A 17,911-nucleotide genomic window follows, 5' to 3' on the forward strand; every position below is an offset into this window, starting at 1 on the left:
TAAAAGTTGGCTGAGGATTTAGCACAGGAAATAGCCCTGCGCAAGCGCTTAGCCCCTTAATTTTGAGAAGAATTTGAAAGCACTTCTTCTCTTCTGGCCTTTTTTCAAAATATTGCTAGAATCTTCAGGTAAATGTCCTGCTTTTTGCCTCCAGCCCCTTTATTTCGATGTCTTTAAAACCCCGTGCCATTTTCCTGCTTTTTATCGTCATCCTGACGGAAGGTTATATCGTTCTTTCCACAGAGCTTCTCGCGATCCGTCAAACCATTCCCTTCGTCGGAAGCGGGACGGATACCATTTCAATCATTATTGCCGCCGTTTTGATGCCCCTGGCCTTTGGCTATTACAACGGCGGAAAATTCAAACCGCATTATCAGGGACGCCGGTTTCTGACCGTTCGAAGCAAACTGCTGCAAAACATCCTTGTTTCATCCGTGTTTCTTATTCTTGCCATATCGTACGTCCCTCTTTTCCTCTTTTTTACGCTTCTTATCCAAAACGGCATCTATTACCGGCTATTGCTCACCGGGCTTTACGCCACCATCTTTCTTGTGACGCCCGTTTACCTGCTGGGACAGACAATCCCGCTTGTGAGCAACTTCTTTTCAAAAGAACGCCTGTCGGAAATTACCGGCCGGATGCTTTTTTTCTCCACGATCGGGTCCTTCCTCGGCGCCGTCCTCTCGACGATCATCCTGATGGCCACCATTGGCGTACACCATACGGCCTCTCTCACTTTCCTGCTGCTTGCCGCCATTTACCTGCTTTTGCGCAAAGACAGGAACCTTGAAAGAAACCTCCCTATTCTGTGCATTGCCGGAATGGGGCTCGTGTTCAACTCTTCAAGCGTTATGGAGAATCTGCATATTGTGGAAAACAATCAATATAATACGATTATGGTGACGGAAGATCCGCAGACCCACAGCCGCACAATCTCCCTGAACAACAATTCCTCTTCAACCCTGCACGCCGACGGGCGGCCCCACGAATACATCCATTTCATCGAAAAGCATTACATCAACCCCCTGCCTGCCGAAGACGCGCCAAAAAGAATTCTTGTGATAGGCGCGGGCGGGTTCACGCTGGGGCTCCAGGACACTAAAAACATCTACGATTTTGTGGATATTGACGGCTCTCTTAAAGAGGTATCCGAAAAATATTTTTTACAAAAACAGCTCGGGCCGAACAAGCATTTTTACCCCTCTCCCGCGCGCGCCTTCCTGATCCAGAACAAAAACGACTATGACCTGATCGTTCTGGACGCCTATTTCGGAGGCGTAAATATCCCCGAGCATCTCGTCACGCAGGATTTTTTCAAGCAAATCCGGGAAACGCTCACGAAGGGAGGAACGGTTGTTGCAAATTTCATCGTCCACCCGAATTTTTCCGACCGCTTCAGCCAGCATATCGATACGACATTCCGGTCCGTTTTTCCTTTCATCACCCGCCAGATGATTGAAGACTATAACGGATAGAGCATCCATCATGACAGGCAAAGCAACATCCTTTACATCTATCAGGATCAGGATTTTGCAACGCCTCAGAAAGTCTACACCGACAACCTGAACACAATCTTTCTGGACAAGCCCCAAAAAAGATAAGCCTGCCAGCATGATAAGGCGGGTTTTTAATAAAAACTCTGGGGATCGATATCGACAGACACGCGCACAGAGGAAGGGATTTTTATCCCTTTTAACCAGTGCGTTATTGCCTTTTGAATATCTATTTTCTTATCGGCCCGCACCAGCAGACGCCGCCGGTAGTTTCCGCGCAGACGGTACATCAGCGCATCCGCCGGCCCGAACGTCTGTATTTCCTCGCCCTTTTGGGGCGCGGTGCGTCCCAGCGCCCGCGAAACCTCCACCACCTGCGCCTCGTCACGTCCTGAAACAATAACACCCGCCAGCCGGCTGAAAGGCGGCATGCCGGAATTCTCCCGCTCCTGCGCCTCCACCCGTAAAAATTCATCGCGCGCCCCGCCCGCCAGCGCCTGCATCACGCGGGCCTCCGGGTTAAACGTCTGAAGATAGACATGGCCTTTCATATCTTCCCGTCCCGCGCGCCCCGCCACCTGATGCAGCAATTGATAGGTGCGCTCCGTAGCGCGCAAATCCCCGCCGGACAGCCCCAGATCCGCATCCACCACCCCCACGCAAGTCAATTTGGGGAAGTGATGACCTTTGGCAATAATCTGAGTCCCGATAATGATGTCGACTTTGTGATCCTGAATATCGGATAAAAGAGCTTTCAATTGCTCATGCGTCCCGGCCGTATCGCTGGAAAGCACGGAAATACGGGCCTCCGGAAAATACTCCTTCGTCTCCTCCATAATTCTCTCCACACCGGGACCGCAAGCCGCCAGCGACTCCCTGTCCCCGCAGGAAGGACAGGTCAGCGGACGGTCTACAAAATGGTCGCAGTGGTGACAATGAAGCCTGCCCGTCTTGCGGTGGTCGATCAGCCAGGCGCTGCAGCGCGGACATTCAAAACGGTGCCCGCAGGTCCGGCACAGCGTCAGCGGCGCATAACCCCGCCGGTTCAAAAATAAAAGGGACTGCCGTCCCGCTTCCAGCGTTTCCGCCATCGCTTTTTGCAAGGATGGAGAGATAAAATGCTGGCGCGCCATTTTTTCCTGCCGCAGATCCACCAGATGAATCTCCGGCAAATCCGCGCCCCCGTGGCGATCCGGCAGACTCAGATGGCTGTAGCGCCCTTCCCACGCATTGTGAATCGTCTCCAGCGACGGCGTTGCCGACACCAGCACAACGGGTATCTCCCCTAAACTGGCCCGCACAATCGCCATATCCCGCGCATGATAAATCACGCCGTCTTCCTGTTTATAAGCGGGATCATGCTCCTCATCGACGACGATCAGCCCCAGATCCGCATAGGGCAAAAACAGGGCCGAGCGCGCCCCCACAACCACACGGCTTTCCCCGGTGACCACGCCGCGCCACGTCTTTTTGCGCTGCGCCGAAGAAAGGGAAGAATGCCAAAGCGCCGGAACGCAGCCAAAGCGGGTTTTAAAGCGGTCTAAAAACGCATTGGAAAGCGCAATTTCAGGAAGCAAAATAAGGACTTGCCTGTTTTGCCTTAAAGCCTGCGCGACCGCCTCAAAATACACTTCCGTCTTTCCCGCTCCGGTCACACCGTCTACCAAGGTCACGTTGTAACGGCCTGTTTTGACTTTTTCTTTTAAGTCCCGGGCAGAGTCCTGCTGCACGGAAGAAAGCAAAGGGCCGGGCCGCTCCGGGTCTGGCAAGCGGCAGGGCGCCGGCGCCGACAGGCTAATCTGTTTGAGATAGCCTTTCTCAAAGAGCCCCTTGATAACCCCCGAAGAACATCCCGCTTCCTCCGCCAGTTCGCCCGCCCGCCGTGGCAGTCCGTCCGACACAATTTCCATCACGCGGCGGGCCTGAGGAGAAAGCGACTCTCCCTCCTTCCCTGCACGCGAAAAAACATACCCCGTCACAGGCTTTGGCGGCTCCAGCGCACCGGGCACACTTAAGGACAGCTTCAGAACGCTCCCTCTGGCCGCCATGGTATAGCCCGCCATCCAGTCCAGAAACCGGCGGTGAGCCTCCGGCATGGGGGGAAGATCGTATCGGGATAAAACATATTTAAGCTTTTTGGACGAAACGCCGCCTTCCGCCTCCCCCCACACCACCGCCGGAATTTCACGCCGTCCCAGCGGCACACAGACATACGCCCCCGCGCAGATTTCCAGCCCCTCCGGCACACCGTAATCATACGCTTTGTCCACAGGATACGGGACAAGAACGGACTTCCTCCCTGTTTCCCGGGAGAGCATGTCATCCTCTTCTTGAAAAAGTGTCTGCATATGGTTACCTATGATGCTCAGGATTCATATAAAAGGAAAGAGCCCATCATGAAATTCTTCGTCGACACAGCAGATATTGATGACATTAAAGATCTCGCCTCTACGGGATTGCTTGACGGGGTCACGACCAACCCCTCCTTGATCGCCAAATCCGGGAAAAATTTCATCCCGCTGATTGAGGAAATCTGCTCTGTCGTTGCAGGCCCCGTCAGCGCCGAAGTCGCCGCGACAGACTATGAGACCATGCTCAAGGAGGCAAACGTCCTGAAAAAAATCGCGCATAACGTCGCGATCAAGGTGCCGCTTACGCCGGACGGCCTGAAAGTCTGCAAAGAGCTTTCTGATGAAGGCACCATGGTGAATGTCACCCTGTGCTTCTCGGCAGCTCAGGCTATTCTGGCCGCCAAAGCGGGCGCAACCTTTATCTCCCCTTTCGTCGGACGGCTGGACGATATTTCGCAGGACGGGCTGGGGCTGATTTCCGAAATTTGCACCATCTACGACAACTACCCGGATTTCCATACCGAGGTGCTGGTGGCCTCTATCCGGCATCCGATGCATATCGTGGACAGCGCCAAAATGGGCGCCCATGTCGTGACCTGCCCTCCCGGCGTCATTCGCCAGCTCTACGCACATCCTTTAACGGATAAAGGGCTTGCCGCCTTCGTCGAAGACTGGAAAAAAACCGGGCAAAGCATTTTGTAAAAACAGAATATCTTTCTCTGTGGTAAAATCAGGGCATGAGCGATTCAACGCCGAAAACAGATGCGCCGGTCATAACCGCCCAGGAAGTCGTGGACTTTCTACGCGCCCACCCGAAATTCCTGCAGGAAAACCCGCAGGTCTGCGATTTTCTGATCCCGCCCAAAAACAGCAATGGAAAAAACGTGGCGGATTTCCAGTCCTTCCTGATCGACCGCCTGAAATCGGACAAGAAAGATGTGCTGGAAACTACCAGGGAAATCGTGGAAAACGCCCGCTCCAACATGAACAACCAGCAGCGAATCCACGAAACCGTCCTGCGCCTTCTGGACGCCCGGAATTTTGACGAATTCATCCATATCACGACCATGGATCTTTCGGCCATGCTCGACACCGATATCTCGGCCCTTCTGGTTGAATCGAACGGACATGACATCCCCCACATTTCCACCAACGGAATCCGCATCCTTCCGGAAGGAACGGTCGATAAATGGATGCAAGGCAAAAATATCCTGCTGCAATCGAATATCAGCGGCATCGAAGCCATTTATGGCGGCGGGGCGAATCTTGTGCAATCCCAGGCCCTTCTGCGCATCGATATTTCAAGGGACACGCCGCCCGCCCTTCTGGTCTTCGGCAGCCGCGACCCCCTCATGTTTCAGGACGGGCAGGGCACGGAAATGGTCATGTTCCTCGCCCGCGCCTTTGAACGGATTTTCAGGTCATGGCTGACACTGCCGAAATAAAACCGGACCTTTCCGCCCTCTGCGCCCCCGACCTTGCCAAAATCCTGCAGGACTGGCACAGATGGCTCAAAATCGAAAAGAACCTCTCCCCCCATACGCTAAGAGCTTACCAGCGCGATGTCTCACAATTTCTGACTTTCCTCGCCCGGCATGACGGCAGGGCCCTTTCGATTGACGCCCTCTCCGGCTCTTCCCTTGCGGATTTCAGGGCATGGATGTCGCGGCAGGCCATTGACGGCGCATCCAGCGCTTCGCGCGCCCGCGCGCTCTCCGGCGTTAAAAACTTCATCGGCTGGATGGACAGGCAGGGCATCGCCCACAACGCCTCCATCGGAAATGTGCGCAGCCCCAAGCAGCCCCGCAAACTCCCCCGCCCGCTCGAAGAAATTCAGGCCTTCCGGCTGCTGGAAAACATGCCGGACGATACATGGACCGAACGCCGCGACAAGGCCCTGTTCACGCTCCTTTACGGCTGCGGCCTGCGCATCGACGAAGCGCTGACCTTAAATATCGAAGACCTGCCCCGCGACGGATTTTTGCGCGTCACCGGAAAAGGAAACAAGGAACGTCAGGTTCCTGTCCTGTCCCAGATCGAGCCCGTCCTTGAAAATTACCGTAAAAGCTGCCCTTACCCGGAAGAGCCGGCCCGCGCCTTTTTCCTGGGGGCAAAAGGAAAACGCCTGAATCAGGGCGTGGCCCAAAAGACCATGCGGGATTTGCGCAAAACGCTCAACCTGCCGGAGACGGCTACACCGCACGCCCTGCGTCACAGCTTCGCCACGCATCTTCTCCAAAACGGAGCAAATTTACGGGAAATTCAGGAACTCCTCGGCCATGCCTCCCTCAAATCGACCCAGCGTTACACGGATGTGAATGACGCAAAGCTGATGGAGGTTTACAGGAAATGCCATCCGAGAGGGTAAACGCCCCCGGCGGCGTAAGACATAAAAAAGCTTGCGGCCGCTTTTGAGTGATGTTATGTGAAAGAATTATCGTTGTAATTTTTAAGGTACAAAACATGCGAGATCCGCGTCTGCCCCAATTTCCGACCGTGTTTGAAGCAGAATTGGAAAGATTGTATAACGAATGCCGTGGTGAGAAAGAGCACTCTTACCTGTTTGTAACATTACCGGTCCGGCAGAGGCCGGACGAAAACAATAGTGACTGTAAATTCCATTCTGTTCGCTTGAAAGATGATCCTTTAGGGGCCTTATCTCTGCTCAGGCACCGGAACAGGACTGTTATCGTTGCCCTTGATCTTCTTGATCCTGATGGATTCGAAGGGCAGTGGCCTTACAAGGCCGGTCAGATAACGAACGTCAGCATTCTAAGACAATACCCCGTTATAAATATCGCGGACCAATCACATATAAAGCCCGCCATGGCGAAAAAGGCGACAGGCCAAAGATACACGCCGCCGCCTTATATTCGGGCTGTCGTTTCTTCCCAGAGAGCCTCTACATGTGAATCGGGCGGCCATCAACGGCCAAAGCCGCTTCCTTGATCACTTCTTCCAGAGTCGGGTGCGCATGACAGGTGCGAGCGATATCTTCGGCGGACGTGCCGAACTCCATCCCCAGCACGACTTCGCCGATTAAGGTCCCGGCTTCAGGGCCAATGATATGAGCGCCCAAAACGCGGTCCGTTTCGGCATGCGCCAGAATTTTGACAAACCCGTCCGTGCACCCCATCGCCCGCGCCCGCCCGTTCGCCATGAAAGGAAATTTCCCGGCTTTATAGGGCACGCCGTCTTCCTTGAGCTGTTCTTCCGTCCGGCCGACGCAGGCCACTTCCGGATGCGTATACACCACGCCGGGAATAAGATTATAATCGATATGGCCCGATTGCCCGGCCAGCATTTCGGCCAGCACCATGCCTTCATCCTCGGCTTTATGCGCAAGCATCGGCCCGATAATCACATCGCCAATCGCATAGACTCCCTCGGCGCTTGTTTTGAAGTGCCCATCGGTTCTGATCCGGCCGCGCTCGTCCAGCTCCACGCCCGCCGCCTCCAGATTAAGGGACTCCGTGTAGGGTTTGCGTCCCACAGCCACGAGCACAATCTCCGCAGAGATCTTTTCTTCCGCGCCGCCCGCCGCAGGTTCCAGCATTAAATCCACGCCCGCCGCGCCGGATACCGCCGATGTCACCTTCGTTGAAAGCCTGAAATCAAGCCCCTGTTTTTGAAGAAGCTTGCGCGTTTCCTTACGGATTTCCCCGTCCATTCCGGGCAGGATTTCATCCAGAAATTCCACGACCGTCACTTTAGCGCCCAGACGGCCCCAGACGGAGCCAAGCTCCAGCCCGATAACCCCGCCGCCAATCACAACCATATTTTCCGGCACTTTCTCCAGTTCCAGCGCGCCCGTGGAAGAGACAATTCTTTTCTCGTCAATATCAATGCCCGGCAGACCGGCCACATCGGAACCCGTGGCAATCACAATGTGTCTGGCGCTGTAACTTTTTCCCGCCACGTCCACCTTGCCGCCGCCGGAAAGTTTTCCCGCCCCTTTGAGCCAGTCCACCTTGTTTTTCTTAAACAGGAATTCAATGCCCTGCGTGTTGGCACCGATGACGGACTCCTTGAATTTCATCATCTCCGGCAGGTCGACCTCCGCGCCGGTCACTTTTACGCCCATTTTGGCCAGATGCTTCCCCGCCTCTTCATATTTTTCAGACGCCGACAAAAGCGCTTTCGATGGTATGCAGCCGACATTGAGGCATGTCCCCCCCAGCGTTTCGCGCTTTTCGACACAGGCCGTTTTCATCCCCAGCTGCGCGCAGCGAATGGCGCAGACATAGCCGCCCGGGCCGGCCCCAATGACAATCACATCGTAAGAATTCTGGTCGCTCATGCTTATCTCCTGTTCCAGAAAGAGGCTAGCGCAACCCTCCGAAAAAGCAAGAGCGCTGCAAAGATTTATTCAGAGAATTCAGGCATTTCAACGTTAAGCGCCGCCCCAGTCTTCGAGCCACAGATCCGGCTTTTCTTCCCGGAACTTTTTAACCAGCGCAATGCAATCCGGATCCTCCAGAACGGTGACCTCCACCCCGCGCTCCCGTAAAAACTCAATATTTCCTGCAGAATTGACGGCATCCCCCACAACGACACGCGGAATTTTAAACTGCACAATCGTGCCCGCACACATCATGCAGGGGCTCAACGTTGTATACATTGTGGTGTCACGGCGGGATTCATGCCGGCCAGCCGCCCGCATCGCCGCCATTTCCCCATGGAGAATCGGGTTGCCTTCCTGCACCAGCATATTATGTCCTTCACCCAGTATCCGGCCCGAGTCATCGACGAGAAGGGCGCCAATGGGACAGCCCCCTTCCCGATAACTTTCAAGCGCCAAACGATAGGCCCGTTTCATATAATGATTGTGGTCGCATTGCATAATTCCCTGTATAATGGGCCGATGTTAAAAAAACAAGACGCTCCCCTTCAGACGCCTTTTCAGCAGATGCAAGCCGCTGTGGACATCGTCCACACAAGCGAGCACCCGCATAACAAAGTCGCAGCAACCCTGTTCAATGAAAGATTTTCGATCTCCTGCACCAATCACTGGCCGGAAAAAATCAAAGAAAAAATAGGTACAGAGAAAAAAATCGGAAATTCTTCGGGAACTATCCATGCGGAAACGGCCTGTATTTTAAACGCGCCGCAAGCCACAGAGGACGCCTCCCTTTGCATCACCGACCCTTTTTGCCCGAACTGCGCCAAAAACGTTGCCGAAGCGGGAGTCAAAACCATCTATATCGACCATAAAGGATTCGATAAGGACTTCTTTAAACGCCGGGGAGAGCAATTCGACACCATGTCGATGCAGATTTGCGAACATGCGGGCATAAGCGTGTACGAACTTCGCCGCGAGGACGAAAAACTTGTTCCTATTCTGGAGGTGCCCTATAGCTACATTCCGCCGGAAGACAGCCCTATCGATATGCAGCCCATCCTGAAAGCCGATGATACATTGCTCCGGCAGCTTGTCCAGAAAGCGGAAAAAGACCATAGCCGCCGGAAATTTGCGATCGCCCTGGCCCGCGATAACGATAGCGCCCTTTTTTCCCTTGTTGCGCGCGCCCACGCCGTCCGGGGATATTCCATGAGCGACCCGGACGAAGCCCTGGACCTTCTGACCCCGATCGGGAAATACAGCTTTATTCAGGAGCCCGTAAACCGGACCCTTATGTTCATGGCCCGAAGGGGACTAAAACCGGAACCCGGATATTTCTATTGTTCTCAAGTCCCAACCTCACGGGAGCAGGTCAATCTGGTCGGCGCGGGCATCAAGCGCATTACCGTGGGCGATTTCCAAAGATGCCGGGATCCTCATGGCCGCGAAGCGATGCGGCAACTGAAAGATGCGGGCATTTTAAGATATAACTAAAGGGGCTGTCCCCCGGCCTGACCACTAAATATCCAGCAGGAGCCTCTGCGGATCTTCGATCGCATCCTTGATCCGCACCAGGAAGCTGACCGCCTCGCGCCCGTCAATCACCCGGTGATCGTAAGACAGGGCCAGATACATCATCGGCCGCACCTCGACGCTTCCGTCCGGCATCGCCATGGGGCGGGGCTGGATTTTATGCATCCCCAAAATACCGGATTGCGGCATGTTTAGAATCGGCGTGGAAAGAAGGGAGCCGAATATACCGCCGTTGGTGATGGTAAAGGTGCCGCCCTTCATTTCGTCCATCGACAGTTTCCCATCGCGTGCGCGGGTCCCCACATCCATAATGGATTTTTCAATATCCGCCATGGACTTGTCATCGCAATCCTTGACCACAGGCACCACAAGCCCCTGCGGCGTACTCACCGCCACCCCGATATCATAATAATTTTTATAAACCAGTTCATCGCCGTCTATTTCGGCATTGACCGCCGGAATTTCTTTCAGGGCATTGACCGCCGCCTTCACAAAGAAAGACATGAAGCCCAGCTTCACCCCGTGTTTTTTCTCGAAGCTGTCTTTATATTCCTTGCGCAGATCCATCACCGCGCCCATATCCACTTCATTAAACGTGGTCAGCATGGCCGCCGTGTTTTGCGCATCTTTCAAATGCTTTGCGATCGATTGGCGCAGGCGGGTCATGCGCACACGCTCTTCCCGCTCACCCGGCGCACGCGGCGTTTCGAGCGCCGCAGAAACCTCAACAGGATGTGTCGACACGGCTTGCGGCGCAGGCGTTTCCGCCGCACTCCCGCCGTCATTCACAAAAGCCAGCACATCTTCCTTGGTCAGACGCCCGTCTTTTCCGCTGGCCGGAATTTTATCCGGATCCAGATTATGATCGCTCACCAGCTTCAAAACAGCCGGAGACAGCTTCGGCTCCTCTTCGGCGCCCGCTGAGGCCGCAGGCGTTTCCTTTTTAGGCGCTTCGGCAGCCGCAGGCGCAGAATCGTTCGCCGCAGAGCTTTCGCCAATCTCCCCAAGAATCGCCCCCACCTCGACATTCTTCCCCTCGGCGACAATAATTTTACGGATCGTCCCCGCTTCGGGCGCATTCACTTCCAGCGTCACCTTATCGGTTTCCAGCTCGACAATCGGCTCATCCGCACTGACAACTTCGCCCTCTTTTTTAAGCCATTTGGCTACCGTGGCTTCGCTAACGGACTCTCCAAGGGTGGGAACAACAATCTGGGTCATAAGATATACCTTTTAAAAAAGTTAAAAACCGACTTCAGTAAGTTACGCCTTCTTACCTAAACACTCAATGCCTCATCCACCAGCGCCTTTTGCTGCGCCACATGGCGGGACATCAGGCCCGTCGCCGTCGCAGCAGCTTCAGCGCGCCCGATATATCTCACACGGCCGGCCTTATGCCCGGCCTCTTCCATAACATCGTCAATATGCGGAGAAACAAAGGACCATGCACCCATATTCTTCGGTTCTTCCTGACACCAGACCACATCCGCATTTGGATAGGTTTTAAGCTCTTTAGCGATCAAATCCGCCGGAAACGGATAAAGCTGTTCCACGCGGAGCAGGACGATATTCTCGATATTCCGGTCGCGGCGCTCCTGAAGAAGGTCATAATAAACCTTTCCCGTACAAAACACGATGCGCCTGATTTTATCCGCCGGCGCCAGTTTTTCCCGGTCATGATCCCACAAGGTACGGCGAAAAATACTTTCTCCCGAAAAATCGGAAAGCGGCGAAACACATAATTTATGCCGCAGCAGGGATTTCGGCGTCATCAACACCAAAGGCTTCCTGAAATCACGGCACATCTGCCGGCGCAAAATGTGAAAATAGTTGGCAGGAGACGTGCAATTGGCCACCTGCCAGTTATCTTCCGCGCACGCCTGCAGGAACCTTTCCAGACGCGCGGAGGAATGCTCCGGCCCCTGCCCTTCATAACCATGCGGCAAAAGCAGAACCAGACCGGACATGCGCAGCCACTTTGTTTCCCCGGCGGAAATAAACTGGTCAATCATGACCTGCGCCCCGTTTGCGAAGTCGCCGAACTGCGCTTCCCACATCACAAGCGTCCGCGGATCGGATAAAGAATAGCCATACTCAAACCCCATCACAGCCATTTCGGACAGCGGGCTGTTATGAACCTCATATTTCGGCTGGTTTTCAGAAACATAATTCAGGAAGAAATGTTTTTCTTCCGTTTCCTGATCGTAAATAACGGCATGACGCTGGGAAAAAGTGCCGCGCCCGACATCCTGCCCCGACAGCCGGACGCCGTATCCGTCTTTAAGTAAACTTCCAAACGCCAGAGCTTCCGCCGTCGCCCAGTCAAACCCCTCGCCGCTTTCAAACATTTGTTGTTTCGCAGACAACAGCCGGACAATTTTCGGATTGGCGTTAAAGCCCTCCGGAACATTCGTCAAAACCTTTCCTATATGCTGCAGATCCGCTTCGGGAATCGCCGTACGCCCGCTGCGCTTTCCGCCGGGAGGCAACCCGAACCCGGACCATTCCCCGTCCAGCGAATCCGCTTTGGACGGATTGTAACTTTTTGTTGCCTCAAAAGCCTCTTCCAGAAAGTCCGTGAATTCCCCGACCATTTCCTGCGCTTCCTCTTCCGAAATCACGCCTTCCGCGACAAGCTGGTCGGCGTAAATCTCGCGCGTCGTTTTATGGTCCTTGATCTTTTTATACATCAGCGGCTGGGTAAAGGCCGGTTCATCGCCTTCATTGTGACCGAAACGGCGATAGCAGAACATATCAATCACAACGTCCTTGCGAAATTTTTGCCGGAATTCCGTTGCCAGCCGCGCCACATGGACAACGGCCTCCGGATCATCGCCATTCACATGAAGAATCGGCGCCGCCAGCATTTTCGACACATCCGTGCAATACGGACCGGAACGGCTATATTCCGGCATGGTCGTAAAACCGATCTGGTTATTAATCACGATATGAACCGTGCCGCCCACACGATAGCCCGGCAGTTCGGAAATCATCAGCGTTTCGGCCACAATCCCCTGCCCCGCATAGGCCGCATCCCCGTGAAGCAGCAAGGGCATAACCTCAACAGCCTCGCGGTCCTCACGCTGGACCTGTTTGGCCCGCACCTTTCCGATAACAACAGGGTTTACAAATTCCAGATGGGAAGGGTTCGCCGTCAAGGAAAGATGAATCACATTGCCGTCAAAATCACGGTCGCTCGACGTCCCCATATGGTACTTCACATCGCCGGAGCCCTGCACATCGTCGGGAACGCTGGAGTTCCCCTGGAACTCGCTGAACACGGCCGTAAAGGGCTTGCCCATCACGTTCGTCAAAACGTTCAGACGGCCCCGATGCGCCATCCCCAGCACAATCTCCTTCAGGCCAAGCTGCCCGCCCCGCTTCATAATTTGCTCAATACAGGGGATCAGCGCCTCCCCCCCGTCCAGGCCGAAGCGCTTGGTCCCTACATATTTGGTATGAAGAAACTTTTCAAACGTGTCCGCCGCCGTAAGACGCTGCAAGATCGCCCGTTTTCCGTTGATCGTAAAATCCGTGTGATTGCGCGGCTCTTCTATACGTTGCTGTATCCATGTTTTCTCATCCGGATCCGTGAGATGCATAAACTCCACCCCGATGGTGCCGCAATAGGTTTCCTTCAGCGCCGCCAGAATTTCGTGCAAAGTCGCCGTTTCCATCCCCAGAACACCGCCGATATAAATAGGCCGGTCGTAATCCGAAGGCGAAAACCCGTAATGCGCCGGATCAAGCTCAGGGTGGTAATCCTTGTCTTTCAGCGCCAGCGGATCGAGACGGGCGATCAGGTGCCCGCGCACACGGTAGACGCGGATCATCATCAGCGCCCCGATAGAATCCTGCGTTGCCCGATGGACTTCCTCCTTGCTTAATCCGGCGGCAAAGCCGTTCGTCGCAGGACGGGGTTCCCCGGAAACGTTATCCGGCAGGGCATGGGTCGCCTGCTCAAAATCGCTAAAACCGTTTTTGTCTTTCCTGTGCGTCTCCGGCGTCCAGCTTGCGCCATGCAGCTCCCGCAGCAGCGAGACTTCCTGATCGCCCAGCGTGTCAAAAAAATCCCGCCAGCTCGCATCGACCTTGCTTTTGTCTTTAAGGTAGATGCCATAGAGATGCATCATATATTCGGACGTGGACCCGCTTAGAAAAGAAAGATTACCAGACATATTGACCTTTCGGGGACAGGAGCCCCTCCCTCATTGCGTTGACTTGAGAATCGAACAGCAGCACAGACAAATAGATACGCGAAAAGGTACAAGAAAACCGAAAACCCCTCTCTCTTTCAGGGTTTGAGACTTTCCTTTAACTTCTGAAGAGCTGCCGCTTCCGCTGCGCTAATGTTTTCAGGCTCATCCGCGAGAGGATCCGAAAAGCGCTCCAGAAGACGGCTCATCATGCCACCGCCCACTTCCTCGCCACCTTCAAACTCACCCGCAGCCTGCGCAACAACGCGCGCGATCCGCAACAACATCTCTTTGTAATTCCTGATATTTTCGTCCGGCAGCCGCGCTTCCATCAGGCGGAGCGCCTTTTCCATGTCCGGTATAATCCGCGACTCAAGGGCCTTCCACGCGTCCCACATATGCCTGTATGTCAGCGTCTGATCGACAACCGCGCTCACGAAAGGGGTCGCCTTCTCTTCTTTGGCAACCCCCTGCAAAACGGAAAGAAGGGCACGCTCCTCCTTGCGGTCATCCCTGTCCCCTTCCACATCGTCCACGCCGCCGATCCACGCGCCCACACGGTAGGGCAGCGAGACAATCAGCGCCAGATCTTCTTCCATAAAATCGTCAAAGAAATACATGGAGGCAAGACTACACCAAAATCACACGTAAAAAAAGAGGCGGGCTGCGTTGAAACACAGCCCGCCAGGTTCCGAAGGGAAGGGTGGAACGCTAAAATTCTAAAATCCGGTGAGGCTTAAAATCGCCGCGGCAGCGGTATCCATAAAGTTTCCATCCGCAACCATCATCAGCGCCATCAACCATAATCCTGTGCCCATCACATATATTGTATTCGTCATCTGTTTTCTCCCTGACCAGTTAAACCCGTTATACCCACCCTGAAGGCTTGCAAGGCAGAGGCCAGCGTCCCAGGCCATCTCCCCTGTCCGAGGACTCCCCTCAGGCGACTTCACGTTATGTAAATAAATTCCATTAAATCAAAGGGTTAGCGCCTTAAAAGCGCCACAGACTGACGCCTAAAATTTGAGGTAAATCCCTGAAAAAGCGGCAAAAAAGACCGGCCCGGCCTGCCACCCGGCAATATTTTCCGTATCAATACGCGCCTTTTATTGACATATACACAGGCAGACTTTAGGTATAGAGCTGTTTTGAATTTAACATCGTAAGAAGAGTTTTATTATGTCTGATACCGAAGCTCATGAACGCACCTCCTTCTCGCATCTCCCAGCCTATTTACAAGGAGGACTAAACATCCTAGAGAAAAATATCTCCGCAATTACATCACAAAATCAGGAACAACAAATTTGTACTGCCTTTAAGCTTGCTTCCGAAACAATCTTTATGTCTCCGGCAGACAAAAGACTTTACACGTACCCCAGCTTTTCAGCCCAAAGAATTGACGGCACCTTATATCTTGCTTTTAACAATCTTGTGGCACCAAATTCCAACGTCATGGTCATGGACGAAAGCAGCAATAAATTACGACCATTAAACGAAGTGGCCAAAACGTTGAATCAAAAAGCCGAACAAGCCTTACGCAATATGGTGCGTGAAGGAGTGTACGTTGCCTATGGGGCCAAGGCGCCCTCTCCTACGAAAAACTAGACTAAGCGGCCATTGCTTCCTTGACGGCCTGCCCCAACCCGGCAGGACTGTCCGACACAACAAAGCCGGCGGCCCGCATCGCCGCCATCTTGGCAGGCGCGGTATCATCGGCGCCGGAAATCAGCGCGCCGGCATGGCCCATCCGTTTCCCCGGCGGCGCCGTCGCCCCGGCAATAAAGCCTGCAATCGGCTTCTTGTTTTTCAGGGATTTATAAAATTCGGCCGCTTCGATTTCCGCCGTACCGCCGATTTCCCCGATCATCAGGATGGCTTCCGTTTCATCGTCATCCATGAACATTTCGATACAGTCGATAAAATTCGTCCCGTTCACAGGGTCGCCGCCAATACCGATGCAGGTCGTCTGCCCCAGACCGACCGCGCCCGTTTGCGCGACAGCTTCATAGGTCAGCGTCCCGGAGCGGGACACAATCCCGACCTTCCCGCGCGTATGGATATGGCCGGGCATAATCCCGATCTTGCATTCCCCCGGCGTAATCACCCCCGGACAGTTCGGCCCGATCAGCCGCGTTTTCGAACCCTGCAGCGCCCGTTTCACCTTCACCATATCCAGAACGGGAATCCCTTCGGTGATACAGATGGCCAGCTCGATTTCGGCATCAATGGCCTCTAAAATAGCATCGGCAGCAAAAGGCGGCGGCACGTAAATCACGCTCGCATTACAATCCGTTTTCTCTTTAGCCTGCGCCACCGTATCAAACACAGGCAAGCCCAGATGCTCCGACCCGCCTTTGCCCGGCGTCACCCCGCCCACCATTTTTGTTCCATATGCGATGGCCTGCTCGCTATGAAAGGTCCCCTGCGAACCGGTGAAACCCTGACAAATGACTTTTGTATTCTTATCAACGAGTACAGACATGTTTTTTCCTTTTTAATTTGAACGTCACCAGCGGATCAAAAGCGGACCAAAATTTACGATGGCTGCCAGATACGGTTCTTCCTGCCGTCCGGACCTGTCTCAAACCGCCCGGTCGAATCTCTACCGCCACTACGCCCGTTATCATACCCGACAACGCCGCCGGTTGATTTCCCCAAATGTGTAAAACCCCCTGAGGGCGGCTCTGAGTCAGCCCCCTTAGAAAAGTCATCTTCTATTTTAGACATATATATACGCTCCCTTTTTAAATCGTTACGCAGCGGCCTGGGCCTTTTGCGTGGCTTCCACCACCTTCTTGGCCGCATCCCCCAGATCATCCGCCGCAATAATCGGCAGACCGGACCCCGCCATCAGGTCTTTTCCCTTTTCAACATTGGTCCCTTCGAGACGCACAACCAGCGGCACATTCAAGGACACTTCCCTGGCAGCCGCAATCACGCCTTCGGCAATCACATCGCACTTCATGATACCGCCGAAAATATTGACCAAAATCCCCTTCACATTGGGGTCCGAGAGAATAATTTTAAACGCGACGGTCACGCGCTCGGCGTCCGCGCCGCCGCCGACATCCAGAAAATTCGCCGGCTCCCCGCCATAAAGCTTGATAATGTCCATCGTGGACATCGCCAGCCCCGCCCCGTTCACCATGCAGCCGATATTCCCGTCCAGGCGTACATAGGAAAGATCATGGTCCTTGGCTTCTTTTTCGTTGGCGTCTTCTTCCTCTTCATCGCGCATCTCGACAACGGATTTTTGCCGGAAAAGCGCATTGTCATCGAAGTTCATCTTCGCATCCAGCGCAACAAGGTCGCCCCCTTTCGTCACGACCAGCGGGTTAATCTCGACAATAGAGGCATCCAGATCCATCGTCGCCTTATACATCGCCAGCATGAATTTTATGCAGGATTTGAGCGCATCGCCGGACAGCCCCAGCCCAAACGCCAGTTTCCGCGCATGAAAGGGCATCATCCCCGTCGCCGGATCAATGCCGACCTTGATAATTTTTTCCGGCGTCTTTTTGGCCACCTCTTCGATATCCATGCCGCCTTCGGTCGATACCATAAAGGTCACGCGGCTTGTTCCCCGATCCAGCAAAACGGAGCAGTAAAGTTCGCGATCAATATCGCACCCATCCTCGATATAAAGGCGTTTGACCTCCTTGCCCTCTTCGCCCGTTTGCTTGGTCACCAGCACTTTTCCAAGCATCGCTTCAGCAGCCGCTTTCACCTCGGCAACGGATTTCACCACCCGCACGCCGCCCTTATCATCACCCGCATCCTTGAAATGCCCGGCGCCACGACCGCCCGCATGGATCTGCGACTTCACAACCCAGACCGGACCGGGCAGTTTTTCCGCCGCAGCAACCGCGTCATCTACCGTGAAAGCCGCATGGCCATCCAACACAGCCACCCCGTATTTCTTAAGCAATTCCTTGCCCTGATATTCGTGAATATTCATGAAAAATCCGTTCCTTAATGAAAGAGCCCGCAGGTGAT

The 17,911-nt window shown here is 54.1% G+C and carries 14 protein-coding genes; 6 read left to right on the plus strand and 8 right to left on the minus strand.

All coding sequences use genetic code 11. From position 1 onward, the window contains the following. The first annotated feature begins 167 nt into the window (after positions 1-167). The gene (locus H6853_09165; GenBank protein USO03671.1) at positions 168-1,475 is read left to right on the plus strand and encodes a fused MFS/spermidine synthase; all 1,308 of its coding nucleotides are present in this window, start codon (positions 168-170) and stop codon (positions 1,473-1,475) included. Between the two features lie 152 nt (positions 1,476-1,627). On the opposite strand, the gene H6853_09170 is transcribed toward H6853_09165, so the two are convergent. Then, on the minus strand, positions 1,628-3,841 hold the full coding sequence (locus H6853_09170) for a primosomal protein N' (GenBank protein USO03672.1): 2,214 nt from the start codon (positions 3,839-3,841) through the stop codon (positions 1,628-1,630). A gap of 48 nt (positions 3,842-3,889) precedes the next feature. Here H6853_09170 and fsa point away from each other — a divergent pair, with 48 nt between their 5' ends. From fsa to H6853_09185, 3 genes are read left to right on the plus strand one after another with little or no spacing between them, the layout of a single operon-like run. Further along, positions 3,890-4,546: a fructose-6-phosphate aldolase gene (fsa, locus tag H6853_09175; GenBank protein USO03673.1), complete on the plus strand. Its 657-nt coding sequence runs from the start codon at positions 3,890-3,892 to the stop codon at positions 4,544-4,546. Between the two features lie 35 nt (positions 4,547-4,581). After that, entirely contained in the window at positions 4,582-5,289 is a 708-nt protein-coding gene (locus H6853_09180) for a DUF484 family protein (GenBank protein ID USO03674.1), read from the plus strand. Beyond that, on the plus strand, positions 5,268-6,212 hold the full coding sequence (locus H6853_09185; protein ID USO03675.1) for a tyrosine recombinase XerC: 945 nt from the start codon (positions 5,268-5,270) through the stop codon (positions 6,210-6,212). Before H6853_09180 ends, H6853_09185 begins: the two co-directional genes overlap by 22 nt. Positions 6,213-6,746: 534 nt before the next feature. Here the strand turns inward: H6853_09185 and H6853_09190 are convergent. After that, the gene (locus H6853_09190) at positions 6,747-8,144 is read right to left on the minus strand and encodes a dihydrolipoyl dehydrogenase (protein USO03676.1); all 1,398 of its coding nucleotides are present in this window, start codon (positions 8,142-8,144) and stop codon (positions 6,747-6,749) included. Positions 8,145-8,237: 93 nt separating this feature from the next. Then, complete coding sequence (locus tag H6853_09195) at positions 8,238-8,663, minus strand: nucleoside deaminase (protein USO04657.1); 426 nt, start codon at positions 8,661-8,663, stop codon at positions 8,238-8,240. A 45-nt stretch (positions 8,664-8,708) separates the two neighbouring features. Here H6853_09195 and H6853_09200 point away from each other — a divergent pair, with 45 nt between their 5' ends. Beyond that, the gene (locus H6853_09200) at positions 8,709-9,680 is read left to right on the plus strand and encodes a deoxycytidylate deaminase (protein USO03677.1); all 972 of its coding nucleotides are present in this window, start codon (positions 8,709-8,711) and stop codon (positions 9,678-9,680) included. Between the two features lie 24 nt (positions 9,681-9,704). Here the strand turns inward: H6853_09200 and odhB are convergent, their stop codons facing one another. The 3 genes from odhB to H6853_09215 form a co-directional block, all read right to left on the minus strand. Beyond that, positions 9,705-10,940, minus strand: a complete 1,236-nt coding sequence (gene odhB, locus H6853_09205) for a 2-oxoglutarate dehydrogenase complex dihydrolipoyllysine-residue succinyltransferase (protein ID USO03678.1) — start codon at positions 10,938-10,940, stop codon at positions 9,705-9,707. A 56-nt stretch (positions 10,941-10,996) separates the two neighbouring features. Next, positions 10,997-13,897, minus strand: coding sequence for a 2-oxoglutarate dehydrogenase E1 component (locus tag H6853_09210; protein USO03679.1), 2,901 nt, complete (start codon positions 13,895-13,897; stop codon positions 10,997-10,999). 116 nt (positions 13,898-14,013) lie between these two features. Next, positions 14,014-14,535 (minus strand): hypothetical protein, encoded by a 522-nt coding sequence (locus H6853_09215; GenBank protein USO03680.1) that lies wholly within the window; start codon positions 14,533-14,535, stop codon positions 14,014-14,016. 559 nt (positions 14,536-15,094) lie between these two features. Between H6853_09215 and H6853_09220 the strand changes: the two genes are divergently transcribed. Continuing rightward, positions 15,095-15,520: a hypothetical protein gene (locus H6853_09220; protein USO03681.1), complete on the plus strand. Its 426-nt coding sequence runs from the start codon at positions 15,095-15,097 to the stop codon at positions 15,518-15,520. A gap of 1 nt (position 15,521) precedes the next feature. Here the strand turns inward: H6853_09220 and sucD are convergent, their stop codons facing one another. Continuing rightward, positions 15,522-16,397, minus strand: coding sequence for a succinate--CoA ligase subunit alpha (sucD, locus tag H6853_09225; GenBank protein ID USO03682.1), 876 nt, complete (start codon positions 16,395-16,397; stop codon positions 15,522-15,524). A gap of 270 nt (positions 16,398-16,667) precedes the next feature. Beyond that, the gene (gene sucC / locus H6853_09230) at positions 16,668-17,873 is read right to left on the minus strand and encodes an ADP-forming succinate--CoA ligase subunit beta (GenBank protein ID USO03683.1); all 1,206 of its coding nucleotides are present in this window, start codon (positions 17,871-17,873) and stop codon (positions 16,668-16,670) included. Between the last annotated feature and the right edge of the window lie 38 nt (positions 17,874-17,911).

The sequence above is a fragment of the Rhodospirillales bacterium genome, assembly GCA_023898765.1.
In the GTDB taxonomy this organism is placed as follows: Bacteria; Pseudomonadota; Alphaproteobacteria; order Micavibrionales; family Micavibrionaceae.

What these genes read in the sequence shown, in the direction of transcription:
- H6853_09165 (USO03671.1), top strand. Translation starts at nt 168, where the DNA reads ATGTCTTTAAAACCCCGTGCCATTTTCCTGCTTTTTATCGTCATCCTG.
- H6853_09170 (USO03672.1), bottom strand. Translation starts at nt 3,841, where the DNA reads ATGCAGACACTTTTTCAAGAAGAGGATGACATGCTCTCCCGGGAAACA.
- fsa (USO03673.1), top strand. Translation starts at nt 3,890, where the DNA reads ATGAAATTCTTCGTCGACACAGCAGATATTGATGACATTAAAGATCTC.
- H6853_09180 (USO03674.1), top strand. Translation starts at nt 4,582, where the DNA reads ATGAGCGATTCAACGCCGAAAACAGATGCGCCGGTCATAACCGCCCAG.
- H6853_09185 (USO03675.1), top strand. Translation starts at nt 5,268, where the DNA reads ATGGCTGACACTGCCGAAATAAAACCGGACCTTTCCGCCCTCTGCGCC.
- H6853_09190 (USO03676.1), bottom strand. Translation starts at nt 8,144, where the DNA reads ATGAGCGACCAGAATTCTTACGATGTGATTGTCATTGGGGCCGGCCCG.
- H6853_09195 (USO04657.1), bottom strand. Translation starts at nt 8,663, where the DNA reads ATGAAACGGGCCTATCGTTTGGCGCTTGAAAGTTATCGGGAAGGGGGC.
- H6853_09200 (USO03677.1), top strand. Translation starts at nt 8,709, where the DNA reads ATGTTAAAAAAACAAGACGCTCCCCTTCAGACGCCTTTTCAGCAGATG.
- odhB (USO03678.1), bottom strand. Translation starts at nt 10,940, where the DNA reads ATGACCCAGATTGTTGTTCCCACCCTTGGAGAGTCCGTTAGCGAAGCC.
- H6853_09210 (USO03679.1), bottom strand. Translation starts at nt 13,897, where the DNA reads ATGTCTGGTAATCTTTCTTTTCTAAGCGGGTCCACGTCCGAATATATG.
- H6853_09215 (USO03680.1), bottom strand. Translation starts at nt 14,535, where the DNA reads ATGTATTTCTTTGACGATTTTATGGAAGAAGATCTGGCGCTGATTGTC.
- H6853_09220 (USO03681.1), top strand. Translation starts at nt 15,095, where the DNA reads ATGTCTGATACCGAAGCTCATGAACGCACCTCCTTCTCGCATCTCCCA.
- sucD (USO03682.1), bottom strand. Translation starts at nt 16,397, where the DNA reads ATGTCTGTACTCGTTGATAAGAATACAAAAGTCATTTGTCAGGGTTTC.
- sucC (USO03683.1), bottom strand. Translation starts at nt 17,873, where the DNA reads ATGAATATTCACGAATATCAGGGCAAGGAATTGCTTAAGAAATACGGG.